Raw genomic sequence first — 22,642 nt, forward strand, 5'->3', positions numbered from 1 at the left:
CGCAGCCCGATCGCCTACGAGACAGCGTCCCGAACAACATCAACTACGCTGACGCCAGCCGCATAACCCGTGTCCAGAACTCGGGGTCAAGGCCCATCCGCCATGCGGTATTCGGCCAGGTCCGATGCCTTTTTGTCATTTGTCGGCAATCTGGTCCCCGCGTCACTGAGGCCCGGCTACATAAAGGGGCTGGGGTGGCGTGCTGCCGTTCCCGGGTGGTGATGGCCGGTCGGTGGGGGAGGTCCAGAGGGTTGCTGACCATCAATGTGGCGGTGCTGCTCGCGGTCATCGTTTTCTTCCGGCTGCGGCGGCGTACGGAGGCCCGTAGCCGCTTCGACGAGAAGCTGACCGTCGTCATCGTCCTGGCGCTGGGCGTTCTGATCGCACCCACCCCGGCGGGCCAGGGGCTGTTGAGTGTCTTGGGACAGGTGGCCGGCGGCGTCATCCAGGCCGGCCGATGAGCCCCCGCACACGTACGGACCGGACGGCGGCCGGCGGTGCCCACGGCGGTGCACGGGTGGGGCGAGCGGGGGAGTGATGGCGGCACGTCGACGGCGTCGGCGCTTGAAGAAGCGGACACGCAGGCAGTTGCAGGGCTGGGCCGCGGTGGCGGCGGTGATCGCCGTGGTGTGGGTGGCCGGGCACTGGGCGGTGGTCTGGCCCGTTCTGGTGGCCGTGTTCGCCGCGGTCGTGGTCGGCGGGGCCGGATGGGCGGTGCTGCGGGCGCACCGTCGCGAGGTCGGCCAGGACCGGGCGTGGCGCGCGCAGGAGGAGGCTCGGGCGCGGGAGTTGTCGATGGCCGAGGTCGACGCGTTGTCGTGGCAGGAGTTCGAGGTGTACGTCGCCGACCTGTGCCGGCGGGACGGCTGCACGAAGGTCGTCGTCAGCGGCAAGAGCGGCGACCTGGGCGCGGACGTCGTCGGCTACCTGGCCGATGGCCGCAAACTGGTCGTCCAGTGCAAGAAGTACGCGCCGCACCGGAGCGTGCCCTCGCAGGACATGCAGAAGTTCGTCGGTACCGCCCGTCTCGAACACGGCGCCGACGTCGCCTTGTTCGTCACCACCTGCCGCTCGTTCACGAAAGCCGCGCTGGGCCTGGCCTTGCGCCAGGACATCGTGGCCCTGCACCGCGACCTGCTGGGCTCCTGGGTCAAGGGCGCTCGTCTGGAGACCTTGATCCCGCTGAACGGAAGCGGCGACGGCACCAGGCGGCGCCCCTCTGCCTGACCGAGACGCTGTCAGCCGCACGCGTCCGAGAAGGATGACGCTGACGCGGGCTTCAACGGCGAGCAGTTGGAGCGGTTGGCCGGCCAGCCTCGGGCTGGAGTGGCGGCGTAAGCCTTGAACACGGTGCAGTCCGGAGTCGGCCCGCGCCGACCTGGGGACCGGCGCCCAGGTCCGCGCAGCCGGGGCGGCTCACATCTCCACGTGCGCGCTGGTCATGGTCGCGCCGAAGTAGCCCCCCACGTTTCGCACACTGATCCCGGCGCTCTTGCCGCAGACGTCGACCGAGCGGCTCGGGACGGGGCCGAAGGCCGAGCCGCGGGCGACCCAGACACAGCCGTCACTGTTCTCGGTGGGCGCGCCGACCACCGTCTCCGCCTTGCCGTCCCGGTTGAGGTCGGCGAGGTGCACGGCCGCGCCGAACTGGTCGCCGGTCTCCACGGCGCCGGGCACCCCGATCGTGTCCTGGGTGTAGCCGGCGGCCCTGGCGGTGGTCAGACCGGAGGACGAGCCGCGCAGCAGGACGGCGGTGCCGGCCCCCTGGTGGGTGCCGACCGCCTCACCGGGCGAGCCGACGAGGACGTCCCCGTACCCATCACCGTTCACGTCGCCGATGCTGAGGGACTGGCCGAACTCGTCGCCGTTCTCGGCGATTCCAGGCACGCCTGCCGTGTCCTGGTGGAACACCGTGGGGTGCTGGTCGGCGGTGATGCCGTGGGGGCCGCCGTAGAGGACCTGGATCTCCCCACCGCGGTGGGCGGCGCCGGTCGCGTTCGCCAGGTAGTCGTCGTCCGCGATGCCGGTGACGAGATCGCCGTAACCGTCGCCGTTGACGTCACCGATCTGCCCGGCGTGGCCGTCGGCATAGGGAAGTTCGGTGGGGGCGTCCACGGATCCGGTGTCGTCTGCGGGGGCGCCGTTGTCCAGGTAGACAGAGCCGCGCAGGTCGTCGTCGGCGGGTCCGGACAGCCAGAACCGCTCGGCCCGTCCGTCTCCGTTCACGTCGCCCATCACCACGCCCCGCCCGGACGCCCGCCATTCGAGGTACCGGGAGGCGGATGCGCCGGTGCGGGTGAACGGGCCCGCGTACGACGAGCCGTCACAGCCGGAGCCGACCCCCAGCTCAGGCGCGCCGTCGCCGTTCATGTCACCGGCGGCCAGGGACATCCCGAAGCGGCAGTACGCCACACCCTCACCGAAACCGGCCGGCGGCGCGATGTTCGTGCCGCCGGCCAGCCCGTTCGGCCCACCCCACACCACGGTCACCGATCCCCGCGACGCCTTGCCGCCCACGTCCTCGTACGGCGTGCCCACGATCAGGTCGGCGTACCCGTCCCGGTCGAGATCGGCGGAGGCCACCGAGGTGCCGAAACGGTCGTATTCCTCGGGGCCGCCGGGGATGCCGGCCGTGGCCTGCGTGATCACGGTGCGGTGCGTGGCGCTCACGGTGGACGACGAGCCGTACAGCACGACCACGGCACCGGCCGCCTCCACGCTGCCGTTGGCCGCGTACGGCGCTCCGACGACCAGGTCCCGGTAGCCGTCGCCGTTGAAGTCGTCCTGCACGGACGCCGTGTTGGCCCCCTTGTAGGGCGCGGCGGCGGAGGCGGCCGGGCAGAGCGGTACGGCGGTGACGGCGGTGATGGCGGTGAGCACGGCTGACGCCGTGAGGACTCTGCGCACACGAACTCCTAGACGTGGAACAGCGGAACGACCTCGGGTGCCCCATCGGACACCCGAACTGATCAAAAGGTTGTACGTTTCCGGCGCGGACCTGGACTCACCGTCCCGCGGGCTTGACGACCCACCCGGAGCCGGGGCCGACTCGGCTGCGGTGCTGCCCACCAACTCACGGCAGGTGATTCGGTGATGAGGGAACACGGGGAGCCGTTCGCGCGGGACGGCCGGCCGGTGTGCGGCGTGTGCTCGGCCCTACGACTGCCCGGTGGACGGTTCGATGGCGTCGAACGCCCCTCTCGGGACTGCCCGTTCGACGCGGCCACCAGCCACCGGCCACCGGTTCACCGCGGCCGGCGTGCCGGTGTGCGTGCACCCCGACCGGGTCGGGCTGCCGGCCGCCCCGTACGCCACCAGGAGCCTTCCCCTGCCGTGGGAGACCCCGCCGCCCGCCGAGGCAGGCGAGGTCCCCACGTGGGTACGCGCGGCGCTGGACGCGGCACCGCCGGAGGACCTGCGCCGACCTGATCCGGCGGGCGACCGAACTCCTGCTCGCCTCGGACCTCGACACGGACATCACCGCGGTGCTGCGCTCCGCACTCGGCCAGGCCGTGTCGCCCGACCAAGCTCGGCCGGCCCGTCACCCGCTCGCCCGTCCGGGAACTCGCCGCCTCCCCGCGCCGCGTTCCCGGGTGATCCGCATCGGCCGTGAAGCGTCATGTGCCTGCTCTCCGGCCGGGGCATCGCCCTCCAACGCCCCGAGACCTGGAAGGAGGCGCCTGACCATCCCCGTCGTTCGGGATCACGAAATGGGTCGTCCGCCATCCCGCCAGGCCCTGTCGATACACGACCTCACAGGGCAATACACCTGGCGCACTGTCAACGCCCGGCACCCTGACGCGCCGGCAACTCGACGCCGGGAGCAATGCTCAGGACTTGTGGATCAGCCCCAGGAGGGACGCGTAGGGCGTACCTTCCCGAATGATCCTGTGATGGTCACCGAGTAGGCTTGCGTTCGCAGCGCGGGTCGGGAAGGCACGCCCGTGCTCAGCGTAGTGAACGCCGACGGCTCGACCGAGTCCGGCTCCCTGATCGACGAGATCGTCCGCGAGGGCGTGCGCCGGATGCTCGCCGCCGCGCTGGAGGCCGAAGTCAACCAGTACATAGCCGAGTTGGCTGCCGAGACAGACGCGGCCGGGCGCCGCCTGGTGGTCCGCAACGGCCACCACCGGCCCCGCACCGTGACCACTGCCGCAGGTCCCGTCGAGGTCACGGCCCCGCGTGTCAACGACCGCCGAGTGGACGAGGCCACCGGCGAGCGGATGCGGTTCTCCTCGAAGATCCTGCCGCCGTGGTGCCGCAAGTCGCCCAAGGTCAGCGAAGTGCTGCCGCTGCTCTACCTGCACGGGTTGTCGTCGGGGGACTTCGTGCCCGCGCTGGAGCAGTTCTTCGGCTCGTCTGCCGGCCTGTCGCCGGCCACCGTGACCCGTCTGACGAAGCAGTGGCAGGACGATCACGCCGCTTGCCAGCTGCGCGACCTCGCCGAGTCCGACTATGTGTACGTGTGGGCGGACGGGGTGCGCCCCAAGGTCCGGCTCGGGCAGGTGCACTCCTGTGTCCTGGTGCTGATGGGAGTGCGCCTGGACGGCACCAAGAAACTGATCGCGCTGGCCGAGGGGTTGCGTGAGTCGGCCGAGTCGTGGGCCGACCTGCTGCGCGACTGCCGCCGCCGGGGCATGCGCGACCCCGAGCTGGTCGTGGGCGACGGCGCGATGGGCCTGTGGAAGGCCCTCGCCGAGGTGTTCCCGGCCGCCCGGCACCAGCGATGCTGGGTCCACAAGGCCCGCAATGTCACGAATGCCCTGCTGAAGTCCGCACAGCCGGGTGCGACGAAGGCGATGCAGGCGATCTACAACGCCGAGGACCGCGCGCACGCCGAGAAGGCGATCAAGGCGTTCGCGAAGACCTACGGCGCCAAGTTCCCCAAGGCCGTCGCGAAGATCACCGAGGACCGTGAGGAGCTGCTGGCGTTCTACGACTTCCCGGCCGAGCACTGGATCCACCTGAGGACCACGAACCCCATCGAGTCGACCTTCTCCACCGTCAAACTCCGCACCAAGGTCACCCGCGGTGCCGGCAGCACGGCCGCGGCCCTGGCGATGGTGTTCAAGCTCGTCGAGTCCGCCCATGCCCGCTGGCGCGCGGTCACCGGAGCCCACCTCGTCGCCCTGGTCCGCGCGGGTGCCCGGTTCAAGAACGGCGTCCTGGTCGAGCGAGAGGGGGCAGCCGCATGAGCGAGATCCCCGGCCCCGGCAGTTGTCGTAGCAGCGTAGAACTGCAGATTGAACGGGTCATCGTCGCATCCCTCGAACAGGCCACTGTCAATGTGCGCTGCCTGCGGGGACCGGTCTGTCGCGGTGCCCGCTTCAACCGGCTCAGCGGTTCAGCCCAAGCGATCGACCTGGCGTTGACGCAGACCGTCGTCTACGGGCATCGAGTGGCAACACTCGACACTGGACTCACCGCCTTCGTAACGCTCCGAGGAGAGGGCATTCAGCATCTCAAGTCGGGCACCCTGGCCTCCGGGTGGCAGGTCATCGAAGGCACCAACCCGGTGTCCTAACTCGGCGATCCACAGGAATTGACAATTGCTCCCCGCATCCCAGGGAGAATGGACTCCGCTGGGGTGGTGGATCCGCCCTCGCCGCCTGATCCAGCACCTCGGCGATCCTTTTTGCCGACATGGCGCTGGAGTCCGGCGGCTCGTCGCCCCAGGACGGGCTCGGCCAGAAGCCTCGCCGGGGCACACAGGGTCTGGCCGTACTGGGCGAAGAGCTCGTCTCGGGAGTCGAAGCGCCCAAGGTCCGTGAGCAGGTACGCCGAGAGATCGCACGAACCGTCCGACGCGGGGCAGGCCGTGGCCCCGTCCCAGTCGACGCTCGTCCTGGACAGCGCCTCGAAGAGTGTCTCCGGACCTGCGTTCGTGAAGCCGCCGCCGATCCCGCCACGCGGCTCGCCGGTACCGCCGAAAAGTTCGGACACCGGCAGCCAGGGCGCGGCGGCGTGATCGGCTTCCGACAGTCCGTCGATGCGGAACTCCGGCCAGGCCAGCACTACTTGGTGGGGAACGAGCCGACGTAGCCGGGGGAAGCGTGGGTACCAGAACGTGCCGTCCACGACCAGGCCACGCACCCGGGAGGGAATGCCCCACGTCCGCGCGACGGCTTCCAGCACGGCCATCCTCTGACTGCAGGAGCCGCGGCCGAGCCGCAGGACCCGGGATACCGGTCGCGCCTCCTCCACCGAGTACACGGGGCGAACCTCTGCCGAGATCCACCGGTGTGCGTGACGCAGGGCCGCCACCTTCGCTGCGGGCCCCTCTCCTTCCGGGACCGCCGTACCGAGACTCCGCACGACGGAGCGCACCCGCGGGTGTCCCCGATCGAGAATGCGTGTCGGCGCCGTTCCCCCGCGCGCATCACGGTCGCCGACCGCGGCCTGTCGACCCCTCCCGCGCGGCGTCAGCAGCGTACTCACCATGACCGGCCCCCTCCCGCCCCGATTGCAGGCCAGTCTCCCAGGTCTTTTGAACGCGTTCAAGTACCGCTGGCGGTCGGCAGGGCACGCGGACCAGGCCACCGATGCCATCCCCGGGTGGGCTCTGGCCGGGTTCCGCTCCGTGCTCGCGCAGTGAGTCGGCGAGGAGGGCGGCCCAGGTGAAGACGTCGGCGGCGGCCGCCGACCGCCGGCGCTCTGCGACTCCACAGCCCGCAAGGCGCATGATTCGATCGTCCATATGCTTGATTCGCGCGTTGAGGTGCGCCATTGTGCTTGAAGCAACCGCATGAGACGCCGTTCAGCAGCAGGCTTTCCACCGTCGCCGCCCGGATCAGCCGAGGAACTTTGTATGTCGCACGACGCGCACCGCACGATCGACTTCTTCGCCGAGGACGCGCTTCCCGCGCCGCGGGTGACGCCGGCCGAGGCGGCACGCGTCGCTGCCGGGCTCCTCGGCTTCGCCGCCCGCGCGGAGGCGCTGGGCAGCCAGCAGGACGCCAACTTCCTGCTCCGCGCCGACGACGGACGGCCCCTGGCGATCCTGAAGATCGCCAACCCCGCCTTCGGCGCGCTGGAGGTCGAGGCCCAGGACACCGCCGCCGACCTCATCGCATCGGCCCACCCGGAACTCCGCGTCGCCACCGTCCTGCGCCACCCCGACGGCTCCCCCCTCCGCACGACGGTGGACACCGAGAGCGGGCCGGCCGTGGCCCGGCTGCTGCGCTACCTGCCCGGTGGCCCGCTGTCGGGACCACGGCACCTGCCCCCGAGCACCGTCGCGGCCATGGGCACGATCGCCGCCAGGATCAGCACCGCCCTGCGCGACTACCGCCACCCGGGCCTCGACCGCGTCCTCCAGTGGGATCTTCGCCATGCCGATCGCGTCGTCGCCGGGCTCGCCGAGCACATCGACCACCCCGACCAGCGCACCGCCGTGCGGGCCGCGACCGCCGAGGCATGGGCCCGAGTCCAGGAACTCGCCCCCGCGCTGCCGTCCCAGGCCGTGCACCTGGACCTCACCGACGACAATCTGATCCGCTGTCCCGATGCCCGCCTGCCCCAGCCCGACGGCGTCATCGACTTCGGGGACCTGACCACGAGCTGGGCGATCGGCGAACTGGCCGTGTGCCTCTCGTCCATGCTCCACCACGACGGAGTCGAGCCGCACCACGTGCTGCCCGCCGTCCGTGCCTTCCATACGGTTCGGCCCCTTTCCCCGGAGGAGGCGGAAGCACTGTGGCCACTGGTGGTCCTGCGCGCCACCGGCCTGGTCGCCAGCGGGCGGCACCAGGCCGCCGTCGACGCGGACAACGCCTACGTCACGGCCGCGCTCGACCGTGAATGGCGCATATTCGAGCAGGCCACCCGGCTCCCGCTGGCTGTGATGACCCACCTCGTCAAGGCCGCGACCGGCCTGGCCGAGGCGCCCCGAGAGAGCGACGCACCCGCATGCCTCCTGCTGCGGGGCATCCTGGCCGAGGACATCGTGCGCTGCGACCTGTCCACCGACGCGGACTCCATGGACCAAGGAGCCTGGCTCGAAGCCGACACCGAGGAGCGGCTGGCGGCTGCCGCGCTCGCCGGCGGAGCGGCCGCGGCAGCCACCCCGTACGCCCGTGCGAGGCTCACCCGCACGCCCGCGCTGTCGGCCGTCTCCGCCGCTACGGTGCCCACCGGTGTCGACCTGCGCCTGGGCCGGGCCACCGTGGTGCAGGCCCCCTTCGCGGGGGAGGTCCGCACGGCGGCGCCCGGCCGACTGGAGATCGTCTGCGGCCCGCGCGTGCTGGCGCTGTCCTTCCCCCGCACGGTCCCTCCCCTCGTCTCCTCCGGCACATCGGTCCGGGCGGGCGGGGAGCTCGCCCGTCTCCCTTCCGGTGCCTCGCTCCATGTCGTGCTGCGCGACACCGCAGGCCCGGCCGTCCCGCCCTTGGTCCGCCCCGAGTACGCCGCCGGCTGGCTCGCGCTCACCGCCGACCCCGCTCCGCTCCTGGGTCTCCCGGCCACCGACCGCACGCACCAGGAGGACCTGCTCGACCGGCGCGACGCCGTGTTCGCGACCGTGCAGGAGCACTACTACGCCAATCCTCCCCGTATCGAACGCGGTTGGCGCCACCATCTGCTGTCCACCGACGGCCGCTCATACCTCGACATCGTCAACAACGTCACCCCGCTGGGCCACGCCCACCCCCGCGTCGAGCAGGCGGTCTCCCGGCAGCTGCGAAAGCTCAACACCAACTCACGCTTCCACTACGCCTCGGTGGTGGAGTTCACCGAACGCCTCGCCGCCCTCCTCCCCGATCCCCTGGACACGGTGTTCCTCGTCAACTCCGGTTCCGAGGCGGTGGATCTGGGCCTGCGGCTGGCCATCGGGGCCTCCGGCCTGCACGACGTCGTCGCGCTGCGCGAGGCCTACCACGGCTGGACGTACGCCTCCGACGCGGTCTCCACCTCGCTCCAGGACAACCCGAACGCCCTGGCCACCCGTCCGAGCTGGGTGCACACGGTGGACTCGCCCAACTCCTACCGCGGCCGGCACCGCGGGGCGGACGCCGTGCGCTACGGGCCCGAGGCCGTCGCGGTGATCGACGAGCTGGCCGCCGCCGGCTGCCCGGCGGGAGCGTTCATCGGCGAGACCTTCTACGGCAACGCCGGAGGAGTCGCACTTCCCGACGGCTATCTCGCCGAGGTGTACGCGGCGGTGCGCCGTCACGGCGGCCTGACCGTCGCCGACGAGGTCCAGGTCGGATACGGTCGTCTGGGGCACTGGTTCTGGGGGTTCGAGCAGCAGCAGGTCGTCCCCGACATCGTCTGCGTCGCCAAGGCCATGGGCAACGGGCACCCCCTCGGCGCCGTCATCACCTCCAAGGCGGTCGCCGACCGGTACCGCGAACAGGGCTACTTCTTCTCCTCCACCGGTGGCAGCCCGGTCTCCAGCGTGGTGGGCCTCACCGTCCTCGACACCCTTCGCGACGAGGCCCTCCAGGCCAACGCGGTGAACGTCGGCGGCCATCTGAAGCGCCGGCTCGAAGCGCTGGCCGTCCGCTACGGCATCATCGGCGCCGTCCACGGCTCGGGCCTCTACCTCGGTCTCGAACTGGTCCGGGACCGCGCCACCCTGGAGCCCGCCACGGAGGAGACGGCCGAGCTCTGCGACCGCATGCTCGACCTCGGCGTGGTCGTCCAGCCCACGGGAGACCACCTCAACATCCTGAAGATCAAGCCCCCGCTGTGCATCGACACCACCGCGGCCGACTTCTTCGCCGACATGCTGGACCTGGCCCTCGCCCAGCTCGGCCACGGCCACACCCGGTGACACCGTGCTCGACGTCGGCGCTTCGCGCTTCGGCGTCGAGGTGATGCTCGGCCCGCCGACCGGGGGCGACCGTGCCGGCCGCCCCCGACCTCGTAGGGCCGCGCCCTTCCTGGACGAGGACTCCTCACCACTCACCCTCCGTCGCGTCCGCCGAGCGCGGTAGAAGCAGCGATGCCAGGTCCGCACGCACCGCATCTCGGCGACGTGGTGGTCTCCTCGGCCCTGTCCGGGTGAACAGCTTCGCCGTCGAGGCACGCCTGCCTCCGACAGCCGACCCGCGGAGCCAACCTTGAGATCCCTGGAGAAGAGAGAAGATGACGGACACCATCGTCGTCGGCGCGGGCATCGCCGGCATCACCGCGGCTCGACTGCTGCACGCCGCGGGGCGACGTGTGGTCGTGCTTGAGGCACGAGACCGAGTCGGCGGACGGATCTGGACCGACCGTACGGCAGGGTTCTCCGTCGACCGTGGCGCCTCATGGATCCATGGCCTCACCGGCAACCCGCTCACAGAACTTGTCACCGCGCTCGGGATGGAGACGAGTGAGTTCACCGTGGGGAGCTTCCAGGCCGGCGGGCGGCCGATCGCCGACTACGACGAATCGCGGCGCCCGCTGGACGACGACGCGACACGGAGGTGGACCGCCGACGTCGGGACGGCAGACGACCTGCTCCAGCGGGCCGTCGAGGCGTGCGGTCCCGGCGAGAGTTACGCCACGGCGGCCGAGCGTGCCCTCGCCGCGACCGGATGGCAACCCGAACGCGCCGAACGGGTCCGCGCGTTCTATCGGCACCGCACTCACGAGCAATGCGGCGCGGAGATCGAACAGGTCGCCGCTCACGCCCTTGACGAAGACGCCATCGAAGGCGACGAAGTGATCTTCCTGGGTGGCTACGACGCGCTTCCCCGCGTCCTCGCGGAAGGACTCGACGTGCGCCTGGGAACGACCGTGACCGCCGTCACCAGATTGACCACAGGGGTGCGAGTCGATACGGAGGACGAGTCCTTCGAGGCCGCCCATGTGATCGTCACGGTGCCGTTGGGCGTGCTCAAAGCAGGGGCGATCACGTTCACGCCCGCGCTGCCCGACGCCGTCGCGGGTCCGATCGCCCGACTCGGAATGGGCGTGTTCAACAAGGTCTTCCTTCAGTTCCCGGACCGGTTCTGGCCGGACGACGTCTACGCGATCCGGCAGCACGGCCGGGCCGGCGTCCCCTGGCACTCCTGGTACGACGTCTCCGTGGTGAGCGGCAGGCCGATGCTGCTGACCTTCGCCGGCGGTGCCTGGGGGCGGGAGATCGAGCTGAAGACCGACGAAGAGGTGGTCTCGTCGGTGCTCGGCTCACTCCGCGAGATCTACGGCGACTCGGTCCCCACGCCCGTGGCGCACTGGATCACGCGTTGGGGCATCGACCCTCTCGCCCTCGGCTCGTACTCCTACGTCGCCGTCGGCTCCTCGCACGACGATCACGATGCGATGGCAGGACCCGTCGACGGCGTACTCCACTTCGCCGGAGAAGCGACCTGGGGGCGCGAACCGGCCACTGTCCACGGCGCGCTCCGGTCAGGACATCGCGCGGCCGAGCGGATCACCGGTTCACCGATCTCCCCGGCCGAGCTCACGCGGGGTGTGAACCTCAAAAGGTGACGTGGAGGGTGGGAACGGCGGGTGGAAAGGCGATACGGGCGCAGACGACAGCGCCGATGACGGCGCGGACCGGTTCCGATCCGGCGGTAGGCAGGACCGCCTTTGATTCGAGCGCGTGGATGCGTCATTGTGCTCGAAACAGGCGCACGGCCTCCCGTTCATGCAAAGAGAGGTGCTTCTTGGACGACATCGATCGGGCGATCCTGCGGGAGCTACAGGTCGACGGCCGTATCCCGTACTCCGATCTCGGACCGAAGGTGGGGCTGTCTCCCTCGGCCGCCCGGCTCCGGTTGCAGCGGCTGATCGACAGCAAGGCGGTCCAGGTCGTCGGGGTGACCGATCCGATGACCATGGGTCAGCAGACCATGGCTCTCCTGGGCCTGCGCGTCGACGGCGATCCGCGGGCGGTCGCCGATGAACTGTCCGGGCACAGCGAAGTCGTGTACACGGTTCTGACGGCGGGGAGTTTCGACCTGTTCGCCGAGGTGGTGTGCGGCCAGCCCCGCGATCTCCTCGACTTCGTCAACGACGTCGTACGCGCCGTCGAGGGCGTCGCGTCCGTGGAGAGCTTCCCGTATTTCGCGATTCACACCCACCGCTTCCTGTGGCACGTCGACTGAGCCCTTTCCATCCTGACGGCGGGGCCTGGCGGTTGGCGGGCCGCGCGAACCGATGAAACGCGCGGACGGTGACGCGCGACGCCCGGCCGGCCCGAGTCCGCACGGACCTGTCTCCCGGAGGACCTCGTGCGCGAGGGGCTCCGCGTCGCAGCACCCTGGTCAACGCCGTGCCGGTTGAGCCGCTTGTCGGGCTTGGCCGGAGCATTCCACCCGTCCCGACCGCTATGCCTCGCCCGAGGACCGACGCCACGCCCGCGAGATCCGTGCCGAGCACACGTCGGACCACTGCGAACGCGCCTGTGCGGCAGCGGGAATAGAACCCGAGTCCGTCCGGACCTCACCCTGCGTCCGCCGGAATCCCCGTTGTCCTGGACGTCTCTGCCTACTCAAGCCATGGCGCACCGGACTCAGAACGAATGATCACGGGGAGGCCGCAGTTGTTGCATGTCGCTCCAGCGACGAGGATGACGACCGGGTGAAGCCGGGTCCCGTAGCGGCGGAGGATGACGCGGTAGTCCACGGACGCGGGAGCGTGGTTCGCGTCGGCGCCGCGGCCATCGGTTCCCGGCCCGCGGACGGACGCCACACCGAAGCACCGGTGCAGCCAGTGCGGGGGACGCTCGGCGCGGAAGAGGGCGCCGGTGGGTGGCCGCGCCCGGGTGGTGGGCCTGGACGTGTCGGGCACGCACGAGTGTGGTTCCCGGTCCGTCGGGACGCAGTCGGCCCTGCTTTCCCGGACGATCGGCGGGGAGCGGCCGTGCGCCGGGGAACGGGTCGTCGACATCGAGGACGAGCTCGCTTCGCGGCCAGCGAGCTGGACCGCCCCGCGTCGAGTTCGCGCGGGGCGCGCCCTGTCAGCGACGGCGGAGGGCGTTGAGCCGGGCGGCCTGGCGCGTCAGGTAGTCGCGCTCCGCGAGGCTCGGTGCCTTGCCGGCCGCCTCGGCGTACAACCGTGCCGCCGTCGCCAGGTCCCCGTCGCGCTCGTGGAGGTACGCCGCCACCGCGGTGTGGCGGGGCAGCGCGGTGTCGAGCGCGGCGAGCGCCGCCAGACCGGCACGCGGTCCGTCGGCCTCCCCGACGGCCACCGCGCGGTTGAGCCGGACGACCGGGCTGTCGGTCAGGCGTGCGAGTTCGTCGTACCACTCGACGATCTGCACCCAGTCGGTCTCCTCGGCGGTGGGCGCGTCGGCGTGGAGTGCCGCGATGGCGGCCTGTGCCTGGAACTCGCCCAGCCGGTCGCGGGCGAGGGCCGCCTGCAGGATCCCGACGCCCTCCGCGATCAGCTCGGTGTCCCACCGGCCGCGGTCCTGTGCGGCGAGGGGCACCAGGCTGCCGTCGGGCGCGGTCCGGGTGGCGCGCCGGGCGTGGTGGAGCAGCATGAGGGCGAGCAGCCCCGCCACCTCGGGGTGGTCGACCTGGGCCGCGAGCTGTCGGGTGAGCCGGATGGCCTCGGCGGCGAGGTCGATGTCGCCGGAGTAGCCCTCGTTGAAGACCAAGTAGAGGACGCGCAGCACGGTGGCGACGTCGCCGGGCTGGTCGAAGCGCGTGCCGGAGACGGTGCGCTTGGCCCGGCTGATGCGCTGCGCCATGGTCGCCTCGGGCACCAGGTAGGCCTGGGCGATCTGGCGGGTGGTGAGCCCGCCGACGGCGCGCAGCGTGAGCGCGACCGCGGACGACGGCGTCAACGACGGGTGGGCGCAGAGGAAGTAGAGCTGGAGCGTGTCGTCCACCGCGGGCGCGGGACCGGGCGCCGGCTCCTCCTCGACACGGTTCTCACGCCGACGGCGGGCGGCGTCCGCCCGGACCTGGTCGAGGAACTTGCGCCAGGCCACGGTGACCAACCAGCTCTTCGCGTCCCGTGGCGGATCGGCCGGCCAGACGCGGGCCGCCTCAAGCAGCGCGTCCTGCACGGCGTCCTCGGCCGCCGCGAAGTCGGCTCCGCGGCGGACGAGGATTCCGAGCACGGTCGGTGTGAGGCTCCGGAGCAGGACCTCGTCCACCGACGACGTCACTCCGCGATGGTCGGCGGCGCGGCCAGGAACGGGCGCACCTCCAGCCATTCGTGGATCGGCCTGCCGCCGGCCCCGGGGGCGGCCGACAGCTCCCCGGCCAGCTCGACGGCGCGCTCGTAGCTGTCGACATCGATCGCCATCCAGCCGGCGATGAGGTCCTTGGTCTCCGCGAACGGGCCGTCGGTGACCGGGGGGCGCCCCTCGCCGTCGTACCGGACCCATGTCCTCTCGGGGGCGAGCGCCTGGCCGTCGACGAACTCGCCGGTCTTTTCGAGCCGGGCCGCGAAGTCGTTCATGTACTGGATGTGCGCGGAGATCTCCTCCGGCGTCCACTGGTCCATGGGCACGTCGTTGACCGCCGCCGGAGCGCCGCGGTAGTGCTTGAGAAGCAGGTACTTGGCCATGGTGTCTCTCCTCGTTCCGGTGCGGCCCATTGTGGCCGCGTCCACTGCGGAGACGGAGCCAGGCACGCGTTCTCGACATCGCCGTCCGATTTCGGGCTCCCGTGGACCGGCCCCCGGCCCCCGGCCTTCCACCGTTCGCCGGTGAACCGGGTGCCACAGCCGGCGCACACGGGGCGCGGGCTTCCCGCTCGGCCCTCCGCTGCTCGGCGCAGCGTGATCTCAGCTGCCGCCTGCCTCGACGCCTCCTCGCAGCCCCCACGCATCCAGCCCCGAGTAGATCAACGCTCAACGCGATGCGTCCTCCGGGGAAGCCGAGGGCCTCGGCTTCCCCGGTACAGAGCGCTACCAGAGACCTGGACCTGGTCGACGTCATCCTCGCGGACCCGGAGGCGGGAGGCCGGTGCGACGAGGTACGGCTACGCGCCCTCACCGACCCCGTCACCGCCACCGGTTGCGCACGCCTTCTGGTCGACCGCGCCCTCGCGACCCCCGCCGAACCCGCACCCTCACCCCACCACCACGACGAAAGGACCCCCACGTCCCCCTGACCCAGGCCGAAGAACGGCGCGCCGAAGCACGGCCGCACACCCTCGCCGACGCCTCCACCACCTACGCGATGGGCCGTGTCCTGCTGGCGGCCCTGCCCACCCCCTCGCAGACCGTCGGCCCCTTCTACGGGTGGGTACGCGCTGCCCTTCCCTGGCGGCGGCGACCGGATCACCCCCGAGGCGCTGACCCCGCACACGGTGACCAGTGAGGAGGGGGTGCGCGAGGTCGTCGCGGCGACCGCCGAGCGCGGCTACGCGTGGGTGGAGCAGGAGCTGGAGGAGGGGCTGCGCTCACTGGCGGCGCCGGTCGTGGACGGCACGGGCCGGGTGGTCGCCGCGGTGAACGTGGCCCTGCACGCCGGCCGGGCCACCCCGGAGGAGAGCCTGGCCGCGCTGCTGCCGCACCTGGGGGAGACGGCCGCGCGGATCGGCGCCGACGTGGCGGCGGTGAGCCGCTTCTCGCCCGTGGTCACCGGCTGAGTCCACCCGCCGCCCGCGGGTGACGCCGGTCAGCCGCCGTCCGCCGCCGGGCGGAGCGCCGCGACCGCGTCGAGCATCAACTCCAGGGCGTACGGGTATCCGCTGTCGCGCATGTCGGCGGCGAGCAGCGGCAAGGTCGCCGCGATGTTCGGGTGGGTGGCGGACGGCAGCCGGCCGTAGACCTCCTGCCAGACCTCCGCGTCCGCGTGCCGGGCCGCCTTCGGCAGCGCGAGCGCGGCGGCGTCCTGAGCGGCGAAGGCGAGCGCCTGGTCGACGAACGCGTGGTAGATCCGCACCGCGAGCGGGTCCGGGAAGCCGCCGGAACGCAGGATGCCGAGGATCGTCTCGACCACCCGGGTCTCGTTCGGCCGCCCGGTCGTGCGATGCGCCGCGAGCAGCGCGGCCTGCGGGTTCGACTGGTACGAGGCGTGGATCCGCAACCCGATCGCGCGCAGGTCGGCGCGCCAGTCGCCGGTGCTCGTCCACCCGGCCTGCGCGCGGCCGATCAGCTCGTCCGCGAGGGCGAGCAGCAGGGCGTCGGTGTTGCGGAAGTAGCGGTAGAGCGCGCTGGGATCGGCGCCCAGCGCGGCGCCCAGCCGCCGTACCGACAGCGCCTCCGCTCCGTGCTGCGCGACGAGGCGCAACGCGGTCTCGACGATCAGTGCCTCCGACAGGACGGCGCCCTGCTTGGTGGGGCGGCGGCGTTGACGCCTGCCCTCGGGCACCACACGTTCGACCATGCCCGGACCTTACGTCAACACCATTGACGTGTAAACGGCCGTCCCACTTCCATGACGCCTACCAAGCCCGCCGTCTCAAGCACGGGAGTCAACCATGGCCACGGCCGATCTGGTCTTCACTCGCGGTCCCGTCCTCACCGTCGATCCGGCCCGCACCCGGGCGAGTTCGCTCGCCGTGGTCGGCGACCGGATCGCGGCCGTCGGCCACGACGAGGTGCTGGCGCTCGTGGGGCCCGGCACCGAGGTCGTCGACCTGACGGGGAAGCTGCTGCTCCCAGGGTTCCAGGACGCCCACGTCCACGCCGTCGCCGGCGGGCGGGAGCTGGCCGAGTGCGACCTGTCCGGCACCGTCGGTGTCACGGAGTACCTGGACCTGGTCCGCGGCTACGCGGACGCCCATCCGGACCATGCCTGGATCACCGGCGGCGGCTGGTCGATGGAGAGCTTCGACGGCGGGCTGCCCACCCGGCAGCTGCTCGACTCCGTCGTGCCGGACCGCCCGGTGCTGCTCTCGAACCGGGACCACCACGGCGCGTGGGCCAACACCCGGGCGCTCGAACTGGCCGGGATCGGTGCCGACACCCCCGATCCGGCCGACGGCCGGATCGAGCGGGAGGCGGACGGCTCCCCCGGGGGCGTGCTCCAGGAGGGCGCGATCGGGCTGGTCGCCCGGCTGGTGCCGGCCGCCACGCCGCAGGACCGGCTGGCCGGTCTGCTGCGGGCCCAGAAGCTGCTCCACTCGCTCGGCGTCACGGCCTGGCACGACGCGCTGCTCGGCTCCTTCGGCGGCATGTCCGACCCGTCGGACGCCTACCTGACCGCCGCCCGCGACGGCTCGCTCACCGCCCGGGTCACCGGTGCGCTGTGGTGGGACCGGGGGCGCGGTGCCGAGCAGATCGACGAACTGGTGGCGAAGCGCGAGGAGTTGCGGCACGGCAGGTTCCGGGTCGGCTCGGTGAAGATCATGCAGGACGGCATCGCGGAGAACTTCACCGCCGCCTTGTCCTCCCCGTATCTGGACGGCTGCGGCTGCGCCACCACCAACACCGGCATCAGCTTCGTCGACCCCGTGGCGCTGCGCGGGTACGTGACGGAGCTCGACGCCCTCGACTTCCAGGTGCACTTCCACGCGCTGGGCGACCGCGCCGTGCGCGAGGCCCTGGACGCCGTGGAGGCCGCGGTGACCGCGAACGGCCGACGCGGCAACCGCCACCATCTGGCACATCTCCAGGTCGTCCACCCGGACGACATCGCGCGGTTCGCCCGGCTCGGGGCGATCGCCAACATCCAGCCGTTGTGGGCCGCCCACGAACGGCAGATGGACGAGCTCACCATCCCCTTCCTCGGGCCCGAACGGACCGCCTGGCAGTACCCGTTCGGCGGCCTGCTGCGCGCCGGTGCGACCCTGGCGGCGGGCAGCGACTGGCCGGTCAGCAGCCCCGCGCCGCTGGAGGGCATCCACGTCGCGGTGAACCGCCGCGCCCCGGAGGCCGGGGACGAGCGGGTCTTTCTCCCCGAACACCGCCTCGACCTGCCCAGCGCGCTGGCCGCGTACACGGCCGGCTCCGCTCATGTGAACCGTCTCGACGACACCGGCAGCCTGGTCCCCGGCCACCTCGCCGACCTCGTCGTCCTCGACCGCGACATCCTCGCCGCGCCGCCGGAGGAGATCGCCGAGGCCAGGGTCGAGCGGACCTACGTCGGCGGCCGGCTCGTCCACGCCGTGTGACCGTGCCGGACCGAGGAGGCCCGGACGTCTAGGGTGGTCGGCACGAGCGCCCCGGACGGCTCCTGGCGGCCGTGCTCCAGGACGGCGACGAGGAGTTCGGGACACCCGGCCGCTCCTGGCCTCCGTGTCCCGCCGGGACTGGGACCCGGAGCACGGGTCAAAGGCGCAGACGACTGGACGGCGGGCCGACGCCGAGGAGGTCGTGAGGAGTCCGAGGCCCGCGACGCACGGGGCTTTCGCGGTCAATGACCCGCGGCAGGGCCCCGGGCGGTCGTCGATCCGGTTCGCACGCATTGCCGGGTAACAGCCCTTCAGCCCTTCGAGCAGGGCCCATCCGGCATTCGTGGTGTGCGAGGGGTGACGACGTCGGCACGTGGCCGGGTGCCTTGTGCCCTCGGACGAGCGCGGCGGAACCACCCGCGAAGCCGCCGGCCGCCGTCGCCTGAGGGGCAGGGGCGGGCCCGCCTCCGTGCCGCGGCCGAGCGCCGGTGCCACTACGGCCGGCCGGGGCCGAAGCTCAGCGCCGCCGGCGGTCGCTTCGGCTCGCCGAGCGGGCAGAGCGCAGGACACCGAAGGCCAGGAGCGCCACCGAGGTCGCCACCAGCGCGCCCGCCGCCGCCCACCAGGGCCAGTCGACGGTGCCGCCGGAGCCCGCGCGCGCCACCGATCGTGCGGGCGGAGACGCTTGCGGCGCCGTGGACGGGGACGTTCTCGCGGTGGGCGGGGACGTCCCCGCGGTGAGCGAGGACGAGGGCCGGGCGGAGGCGGCTGTCGCCGTGTCCGTGCTGGTGAAGGTGTACCGGCCCTGGAGCGGAGCCCCGTCGGCCGCGACGGTCTGCCAGGTCACCTGGATCCTGCCCGTCGGCAGGGGCCTGAGCTTCTGCCGTACGTCGCCGTTCACCACACTTGGTGCTCCGTCGCTGTACGACGTCTTGTCCGGGCCGGTGACCACGACCGTCGTGTACCGCTGTTTCACCGGGCCGTCGAAGCTCAGCGTGAGGGTCCTCGGCGCCTTGGCCATGACCGAGTCGGCGGCCGGGCTGGAGCCGAGCAGCTGTGCGTGCGCCCACGCCGGTGACGCCGGCAGGAGGACACCCAGTGCGGCCGGCAGCAGGACGAGGAGGAGCCTCAGGCAGGCCGGGCGGGAGACGGTTCGGTGCTTCACATACCAGTACGTCGGCCGCGGCCCCCGGAAAGTTCCCGGGACTCCACCGCGCCCGTCCGGGAACTCACCGCCGATGCGGCACGACTACTTGTGTGACTGCGGGACCGATGCCGCAACCGAGCCGGAGGCCGACGAAGCCATGCGCACCACGACAACCAAGACCAACCCGGGGCGCCGCGCCCGTCTGCGTGTCCTTGCCGCCACCACGGCCGCAGCGACCATATGCCTGACCGGCCTCGTCGGCTGCGGCACGAGCGGGTCCTCCGCCTCCGGTTCCGGCACGGGTTCCCCCACCACAACGCCCGCCAAGGCCGCGGCGGCACCGGTGACGATGAAGGACCCGTGGGTGAAGGCCGCCGACTCCGGGAGGACGGCCGTGTTCGGCACCCTGGTCAACACCACCGGCAGCAAGGTCACGGTCGTGTCCGCCACCTCGACCGTGGCCAGCAAGACGGAGCTGCACGAAGTCGTCGACGTGGACGGCAAGCCGGTGATGCGCCCGAAGGAGGGCGGCTTCGTGATCCGCGCGGGCGGCAGCCACCAGCTCCGGCCGGGTGCCGACCATCTGATGCTGATGGGCCTGGCCAAGGCGGTGAAGCCGGGCGACGAGATCGCCGTGACCCTGACGTTCCAGGACGGCCGGACGCTGCGGTTCACCGCCGTCGCCAAGGCGTTCGCGGGCGGCAAGGAGAACTACAGCCCCGGCATGAAGAAGGGCTGAGGGCCCGCCATGGACAAGAGTCCCACCCAACCCACCAGGCCGGCCGCCGCCTCCGGTGGCACGGCCGCGGTCAGCCGCCGCCGGTTGCTGGCCGGGGGCGCGCTCACCGTCGGCTCGGCCCTGGCCGGAGCCGGGATCGGCGCCGCCGCGGCCACCGACTCCGGCGGGTCCTCCGGCGCGGCGCGGCGCGAGGACGTCACGTACGGAACGCAGAAGGTGGCCTTCCACGGCAGGCACCAGGCGGGGATCGCCACCCCGGCCCAGGCACACGCCGTCTTCCTCGGCTTCGACCTGGCCAGGGAGGTGGACCGGGCGGGACTGGGCCGGATGATGCGGTTGCTCACCGACGACGCCGCACGGCTCACCCAGGGCGAGCCGGCCCTCGCCGACACCGAGGGGGAACTCGCCGTTCTGCCGGCCCGGTTGACCGTCACGTTCGGGTTCGGCCCCGGCCTCTTCCAGGCGGCCGGGCTGGAGGACCAGCGGCCCGCCTCGCTCACCCCCCTGCCCCGTTTCCCCATGGACCGGCTGCAGGACCGCTTCAGCGGCGGCGACCTGCTGGTCCAGATCTGCGCCGACGACCCCCTCACCGTCGCGCACGCCCAGCGGATGCTCACCAAGGATGCCCGCACGTTCGCCCGACTTCGCTGGACACAGCGCGGGTTCCGCCGCGGACGCGGCATCCAGGACGACGGCGCCACCCAGCGCAACCTCATGGGCCAGCTCGACGGCACCGCCAACCCGGCACCCGGCGGCGACGTCTTCACCCAGGCCGTGTGGAGCGACGCCGGCCCCGACTGGCTGAGGGGCGGCGGCACGACCCTCGTCCTGCGGCGCATCCGCATGGAGCTGGAGACCTGGGACGCCGCCGACATCAGGGCCAAGGAGTTCACTGTCGGCCGACGCCTGGCGACCGGCGCCCCGCTCACCGGCACAGCCGAGACCGACCTGCCCGACTTCGACGCCAAGGACGAACTCGGCTTTCCGGTCATCTCCGAGTTCGCGCACATACGGCTGGCCCGCGTGAGCGAGGAACGGCAGCGCATCTTCCGCCGCCCCTACAACTACGACGACGCCCCGGCCGCGGACGGACGCCCCGACACCGGGCTGCTCTTCGCCTCCTTCCAGCGCGACATCGGCGAACAGTTCCTGCCCATCCAGCGCAACCTTGCCGCCTCCGACCTCCTCAACCAGTGGACCACCCCCATCGGCTCCGCCGTCTTCGCCGTCCCGCCCGGCTGCACTCCCGGGGGCTGGATCGGCGAAACCCTGCTGGGGTAGACCGCTCGCCCGCCGACGCGCGGGTAGGCGATCGGCATGGTGTGCGGTTCTTCGGCAGAGGAGCGGGGCGGCAGGGGACGCCGCGCGTCCGGTCGAACCGGTTCGGCGACGCTCCTCGCAGGGCGGGACCCAAGCGGTTCCACCGGCGCGGAAGTCCGTGGACGTGCCCGGCCCGGCGGACAGCGCCTTCGACCTGTTCACCCGTCAGCCGACGCGGTGGTGGCCGCGAGGCGCCCGCCCACCCGGGCGCGGCAGGCCGTGGTGTTCGAGCCGTGCCTCGGACGGCCGCTGATACGAGTGGGACACGGACGGCCGGAGTGCGACCGGCGCCGGGTGACGACCTTCTCTCGCCGTCGATGCGCCTTCGGTGCCCGGGCCGGTCCGCGGATCGCCCGGTCGGGCGCCGGGCGCGGTCGTCCGGGTGGTCCTGACAGAGCGATGAGGTGATTCATCGGATTGTTGGTCCGCTTGCTCACCGGGTTCTGGGACAAGGAAGGCAACGGAGGAACACCCCCGTGTCTTCATTGTCTCAGAACCGGAAAGGGCGATGCAGGTGCGTCATGGATACCGAAGATCCCGTCAAGGAGCGCCACCGCGGCGGGGTGCCTGGCTGACCGGTGGCACCGTCTCCTTGCTCGCTCTGGTGCTGTCGGGCCTCGCCGGGACCGCGCTGGCTCATGACCAACACCCCCGGACGGCCGCAAGCGTGAGCGAGCCGTCACGGAAAACCTGGTGCCTGCCGCCGGACTGGTTTGACGGCCGCTTCTGCCACCACCCGGGTCCTCCCGGTCCTCCCGGTCCTCCCGGTCCGTCCGGTCCTCCTGGGCCTACGGGTCCTGCGGGTCCGTCTGGTCCTCCCGGGCCTACGGGTCCTGCGGGTCCGTCCGGTCCTCCCGGGCCTACGGGTCCTGCCGGTCCGTCCGGTCCTCCCGGGCCTACGGGTCCTGCGGGTCCGTCCGGTCCTCCTGGGCCTACGGGTCCTGCCGGTCCGTCTGGTCCTCCCGGCCCGTGCCTCCAGATGACCGGTTACAACCCGAGCGTCAGCCAGGAGGTGGCCGCCTCCGTCCGGAACGGGCAGACGTTCGTCGGGATCCGGTCGGTCTCGCCGACCGTCAGCCCGTTCCACTGGTACAACCTCAGCACCGGGTTGAACTACCCCACCGACACGTGCACGGTGACCGTCAACAACCTCGCCAACAACATCGCGGTGCAGGTGATGACCACCGGTGGGCAGGTGTGGGAGATGGCCTGCACGGTGATTCAGGGGACCCCGCCGACGCTCAGCTGCAGCAATGTCTGGACGCCGCTGGCGGGTCCCACGCGGTCCCTGCGGGTGCCGTCGCACGGACAGCAGCCGCGCAAGACCGGCGCCCCGCCGACCGGCCAGTAGGAGAAGAGCCACCCGGTGAACGACCATCCGAAGAGCAGCCGCTCCGCCTGATCCCGGCGGACCTGCCCGTACACGTGTGCCGCGCCTCCCGGACGTCCGGGAGGCGCGGCACACGCGTGTGCGCGTCCCGT

At 71.9% G+C, this 22,642-nt stretch carries 19 protein-coding genes and 1 pseudogene; 13 read left to right on the forward strand and 7 right to left on the reverse strand.

Going from position 1 to position 22,642, the window contains the following annotated elements; genetic code table 11:
- Nucleotides 1-251 precede the first annotated feature (251 nt).
- Complete coding sequence (locus ACWDD7_RS36060) at nucleotides 252-461, forward strand: hypothetical protein (protein ID WP_450460506.1); 210 nt, start codon at nucleotides 252-254, stop codon at nucleotides 459-461.
- 76 nt (nucleotides 462-537) lie between these two features.
- Nucleotides 538-1,227, forward strand: coding sequence for a restriction endonuclease (locus tag ACWDD7_RS36065; protein WP_450460507.1), 690 nt, complete (start codon nucleotides 538-540; stop codon nucleotides 1,225-1,227).
- Nucleotides 1,228-1,416: 189 nt separating this feature from the next.
- On the opposite strand, the gene ACWDD7_RS36070 is transcribed toward ACWDD7_RS36065, so the two are convergent.
- Nucleotides 1,417-2,907: an FG-GAP-like repeat-containing protein gene (locus ACWDD7_RS36070; protein WP_450460508.1), complete on the reverse strand. Its 1,491-nt coding sequence runs from the start codon at nucleotides 2,905-2,907 to the stop codon at nucleotides 1,417-1,419.
- A gap of 1,037 nt (nucleotides 2,908-3,944) precedes the next feature.
- Between ACWDD7_RS36070 and ACWDD7_RS36075 the strand changes: the two genes are divergently transcribed.
- Both ACWDD7_RS36075 and ACWDD7_RS36080 read left to right on the forward strand, forming a co-directional pair.
- Complete coding sequence (locus ACWDD7_RS36075) at nucleotides 3,945-5,195, forward strand: IS256 family transposase (RefSeq protein WP_450460509.1); 1,251 nt, start codon at nucleotides 3,945-3,947, stop codon at nucleotides 5,193-5,195.
- Entirely contained in the window at nucleotides 5,192-5,524 is a 333-nt protein-coding gene (locus tag ACWDD7_RS36080; protein WP_450460510.1) for a hypothetical protein, read from the forward strand. The genes ACWDD7_RS36075 and ACWDD7_RS36080 overlap by 4 nt, the downstream gene beginning before the upstream one ends.
- Here the strand turns inward: ACWDD7_RS36080 and ACWDD7_RS36085 are convergent.
- Nucleotides 5,521-6,747, reverse strand: coding sequence for a transglutaminase domain-containing protein (locus ACWDD7_RS36085; RefSeq protein WP_450460511.1), 1,227 nt, complete (start codon nucleotides 6,745-6,747; stop codon nucleotides 5,521-5,523). The two genes, ACWDD7_RS36080 and ACWDD7_RS36085, sit on opposite strands and share 4 nt — an antisense overlap.
- 61 nt (nucleotides 6,748-6,808) lie before the next feature.
- On the opposite strand from ACWDD7_RS36085, the gene ACWDD7_RS36090 reads away from it, so the two are divergent.
- The 3 genes from ACWDD7_RS36090 to ACWDD7_RS36100 all read left to right on the forward strand — a co-directional run bounded on the left by ACWDD7_RS36090 (nucleotide 6,809) and on the right by ACWDD7_RS36100 (nucleotide 12,041).
- Complete coding sequence (locus tag ACWDD7_RS36090) at nucleotides 6,809-9,772, forward strand: aminotransferase (RefSeq protein ID WP_450460513.1); 2,964 nt, start codon at nucleotides 6,809-6,811, stop codon at nucleotides 9,770-9,772.
- 314 nt (nucleotides 9,773-10,086) lie between these two features.
- Complete coding sequence (locus ACWDD7_RS36095) at nucleotides 10,087-11,421, forward strand: flavin monoamine oxidase family protein (protein ID WP_450460514.1); 1,335 nt, start codon at nucleotides 10,087-10,089, stop codon at nucleotides 11,419-11,421.
- Nucleotides 11,422-11,600: 179 nt separating this feature from the next.
- Nucleotides 11,601-12,041: an Lrp/AsnC family transcriptional regulator gene (locus tag ACWDD7_RS36100; RefSeq protein ID WP_351867931.1), complete on the forward strand. Its 441-nt coding sequence runs from the start codon at nucleotides 11,601-11,603 to the stop codon at nucleotides 12,039-12,041.
- A gap of 598 nt (nucleotides 12,042-12,639) precedes the next feature.
- On the opposite strand, the pseudogene ACWDD7_RS36105 reads toward ACWDD7_RS36100, so the two are convergent.
- The 3 genes and pseudogenes from ACWDD7_RS36105 to ACWDD7_RS36115 form a co-directional block, all read right to left on the reverse strand.
- Nucleotides 12,640-12,886, reverse strand: a pseudogene (locus ACWDD7_RS36105) (GNAT family N-acetyltransferase); the annotation flags it as partial.
- A gap of 9 nt (nucleotides 12,887-12,895) precedes the next feature.
- A complete protein-coding gene (locus ACWDD7_RS36110; protein WP_450460524.1) occupies nucleotides 12,896-14,041 on the reverse strand; it encodes an RNA polymerase sigma factor in 1,146 nt (381 codons plus the stop codon).
- Nucleotides 14,042-14,049: 8 nt separating this feature from the next.
- Complete coding sequence (locus ACWDD7_RS36115; RefSeq protein ID WP_450460515.1) at nucleotides 14,050-14,457, reverse strand: YciI family protein; 408 nt, start codon at nucleotides 14,455-14,457, stop codon at nucleotides 14,050-14,052.
- 293 nt (nucleotides 14,458-14,750) lie between these two features.
- On the opposite strand from ACWDD7_RS36115, the gene ACWDD7_RS36120 reads away from it, so the two are divergent.
- A complete protein-coding gene (locus tag ACWDD7_RS36120) occupies nucleotides 14,751-15,005 on the forward strand; it encodes a hypothetical protein (protein WP_450460516.1) in 255 nt (84 codons plus the stop codon).
- A gap of 75 nt (nucleotides 15,006-15,080) precedes the next feature.
- Nucleotides 15,081-15,485, forward strand: a complete 405-nt coding sequence (locus ACWDD7_RS36125; RefSeq protein WP_450460517.1) for an IclR family transcriptional regulator domain-containing protein — start codon at nucleotides 15,081-15,083, stop codon at nucleotides 15,483-15,485.
- A gap of 29 nt (nucleotides 15,486-15,514) precedes the next feature.
- Here the strand turns inward: ACWDD7_RS36125 and ACWDD7_RS36130 are convergent, their stop codons facing one another.
- Nucleotides 15,515-16,225, reverse strand: coding sequence for a TetR/AcrR family transcriptional regulator (locus tag ACWDD7_RS36130; RefSeq protein ID WP_450460518.1), 711 nt, complete (start codon nucleotides 16,223-16,225; stop codon nucleotides 15,515-15,517).
- 94 nt (nucleotides 16,226-16,319) lie between these two features.
- Here ACWDD7_RS36130 and ACWDD7_RS36135 point away from each other — a divergent pair, with 94 nt between their 5' ends.
- Complete coding sequence (locus ACWDD7_RS36135) at nucleotides 16,320-17,954, forward strand: amidohydrolase (RefSeq protein WP_450460519.1); 1,635 nt, start codon at nucleotides 16,320-16,322, stop codon at nucleotides 17,952-17,954.
- Nucleotides 17,955-18,471: 517 nt separating this feature from the next.
- Here ACWDD7_RS36135 and ACWDD7_RS36140 read toward each other — a convergent pair.
- Nucleotides 18,472-19,119, reverse strand: coding sequence for a copper resistance protein CopC (locus tag ACWDD7_RS36140; RefSeq protein WP_450460520.1), 648 nt, complete (start codon nucleotides 19,117-19,119; stop codon nucleotides 18,472-18,474).
- A gap of 139 nt (nucleotides 19,120-19,258) precedes the next feature.
- Between ACWDD7_RS36140 and ACWDD7_RS36145 the strand changes: the two genes are divergently transcribed.
- From ACWDD7_RS36145 to ACWDD7_RS36155, 3 genes are all read left to right on the forward strand, one after another.
- Nucleotides 19,259-19,840 carry a copper chaperone PCu(A)C gene (locus ACWDD7_RS36145; protein WP_450460521.1) on the forward strand — a complete coding sequence of 194 codons (582 nt, stop codon included), beginning with the start codon at nucleotides 19,259-19,261 and terminating at the stop codon, nucleotides 19,838-19,840.
- 9 nt (nucleotides 19,841-19,849) lie between these two features.
- Entirely contained in the window at nucleotides 19,850-21,121 is a 1,272-nt protein-coding gene (locus ACWDD7_RS36150; RefSeq protein WP_351867952.1) for a Dyp-type peroxidase, read from the forward strand.
- Between the two features lie 1,018 nt (nucleotides 21,122-22,139).
- On the forward strand, nucleotides 22,140-22,511 hold the full coding sequence (locus ACWDD7_RS36155; protein WP_450460522.1) for a hypothetical protein: 372 nt from the start codon (nucleotides 22,140-22,142) through the stop codon (nucleotides 22,509-22,511).
- The last annotated feature ends 131 nt before the right edge of the window (nucleotides 22,512-22,642 follow it).

This window comes from Streptomyces sp. NPDC001056 (assembly GCF_053598955.1).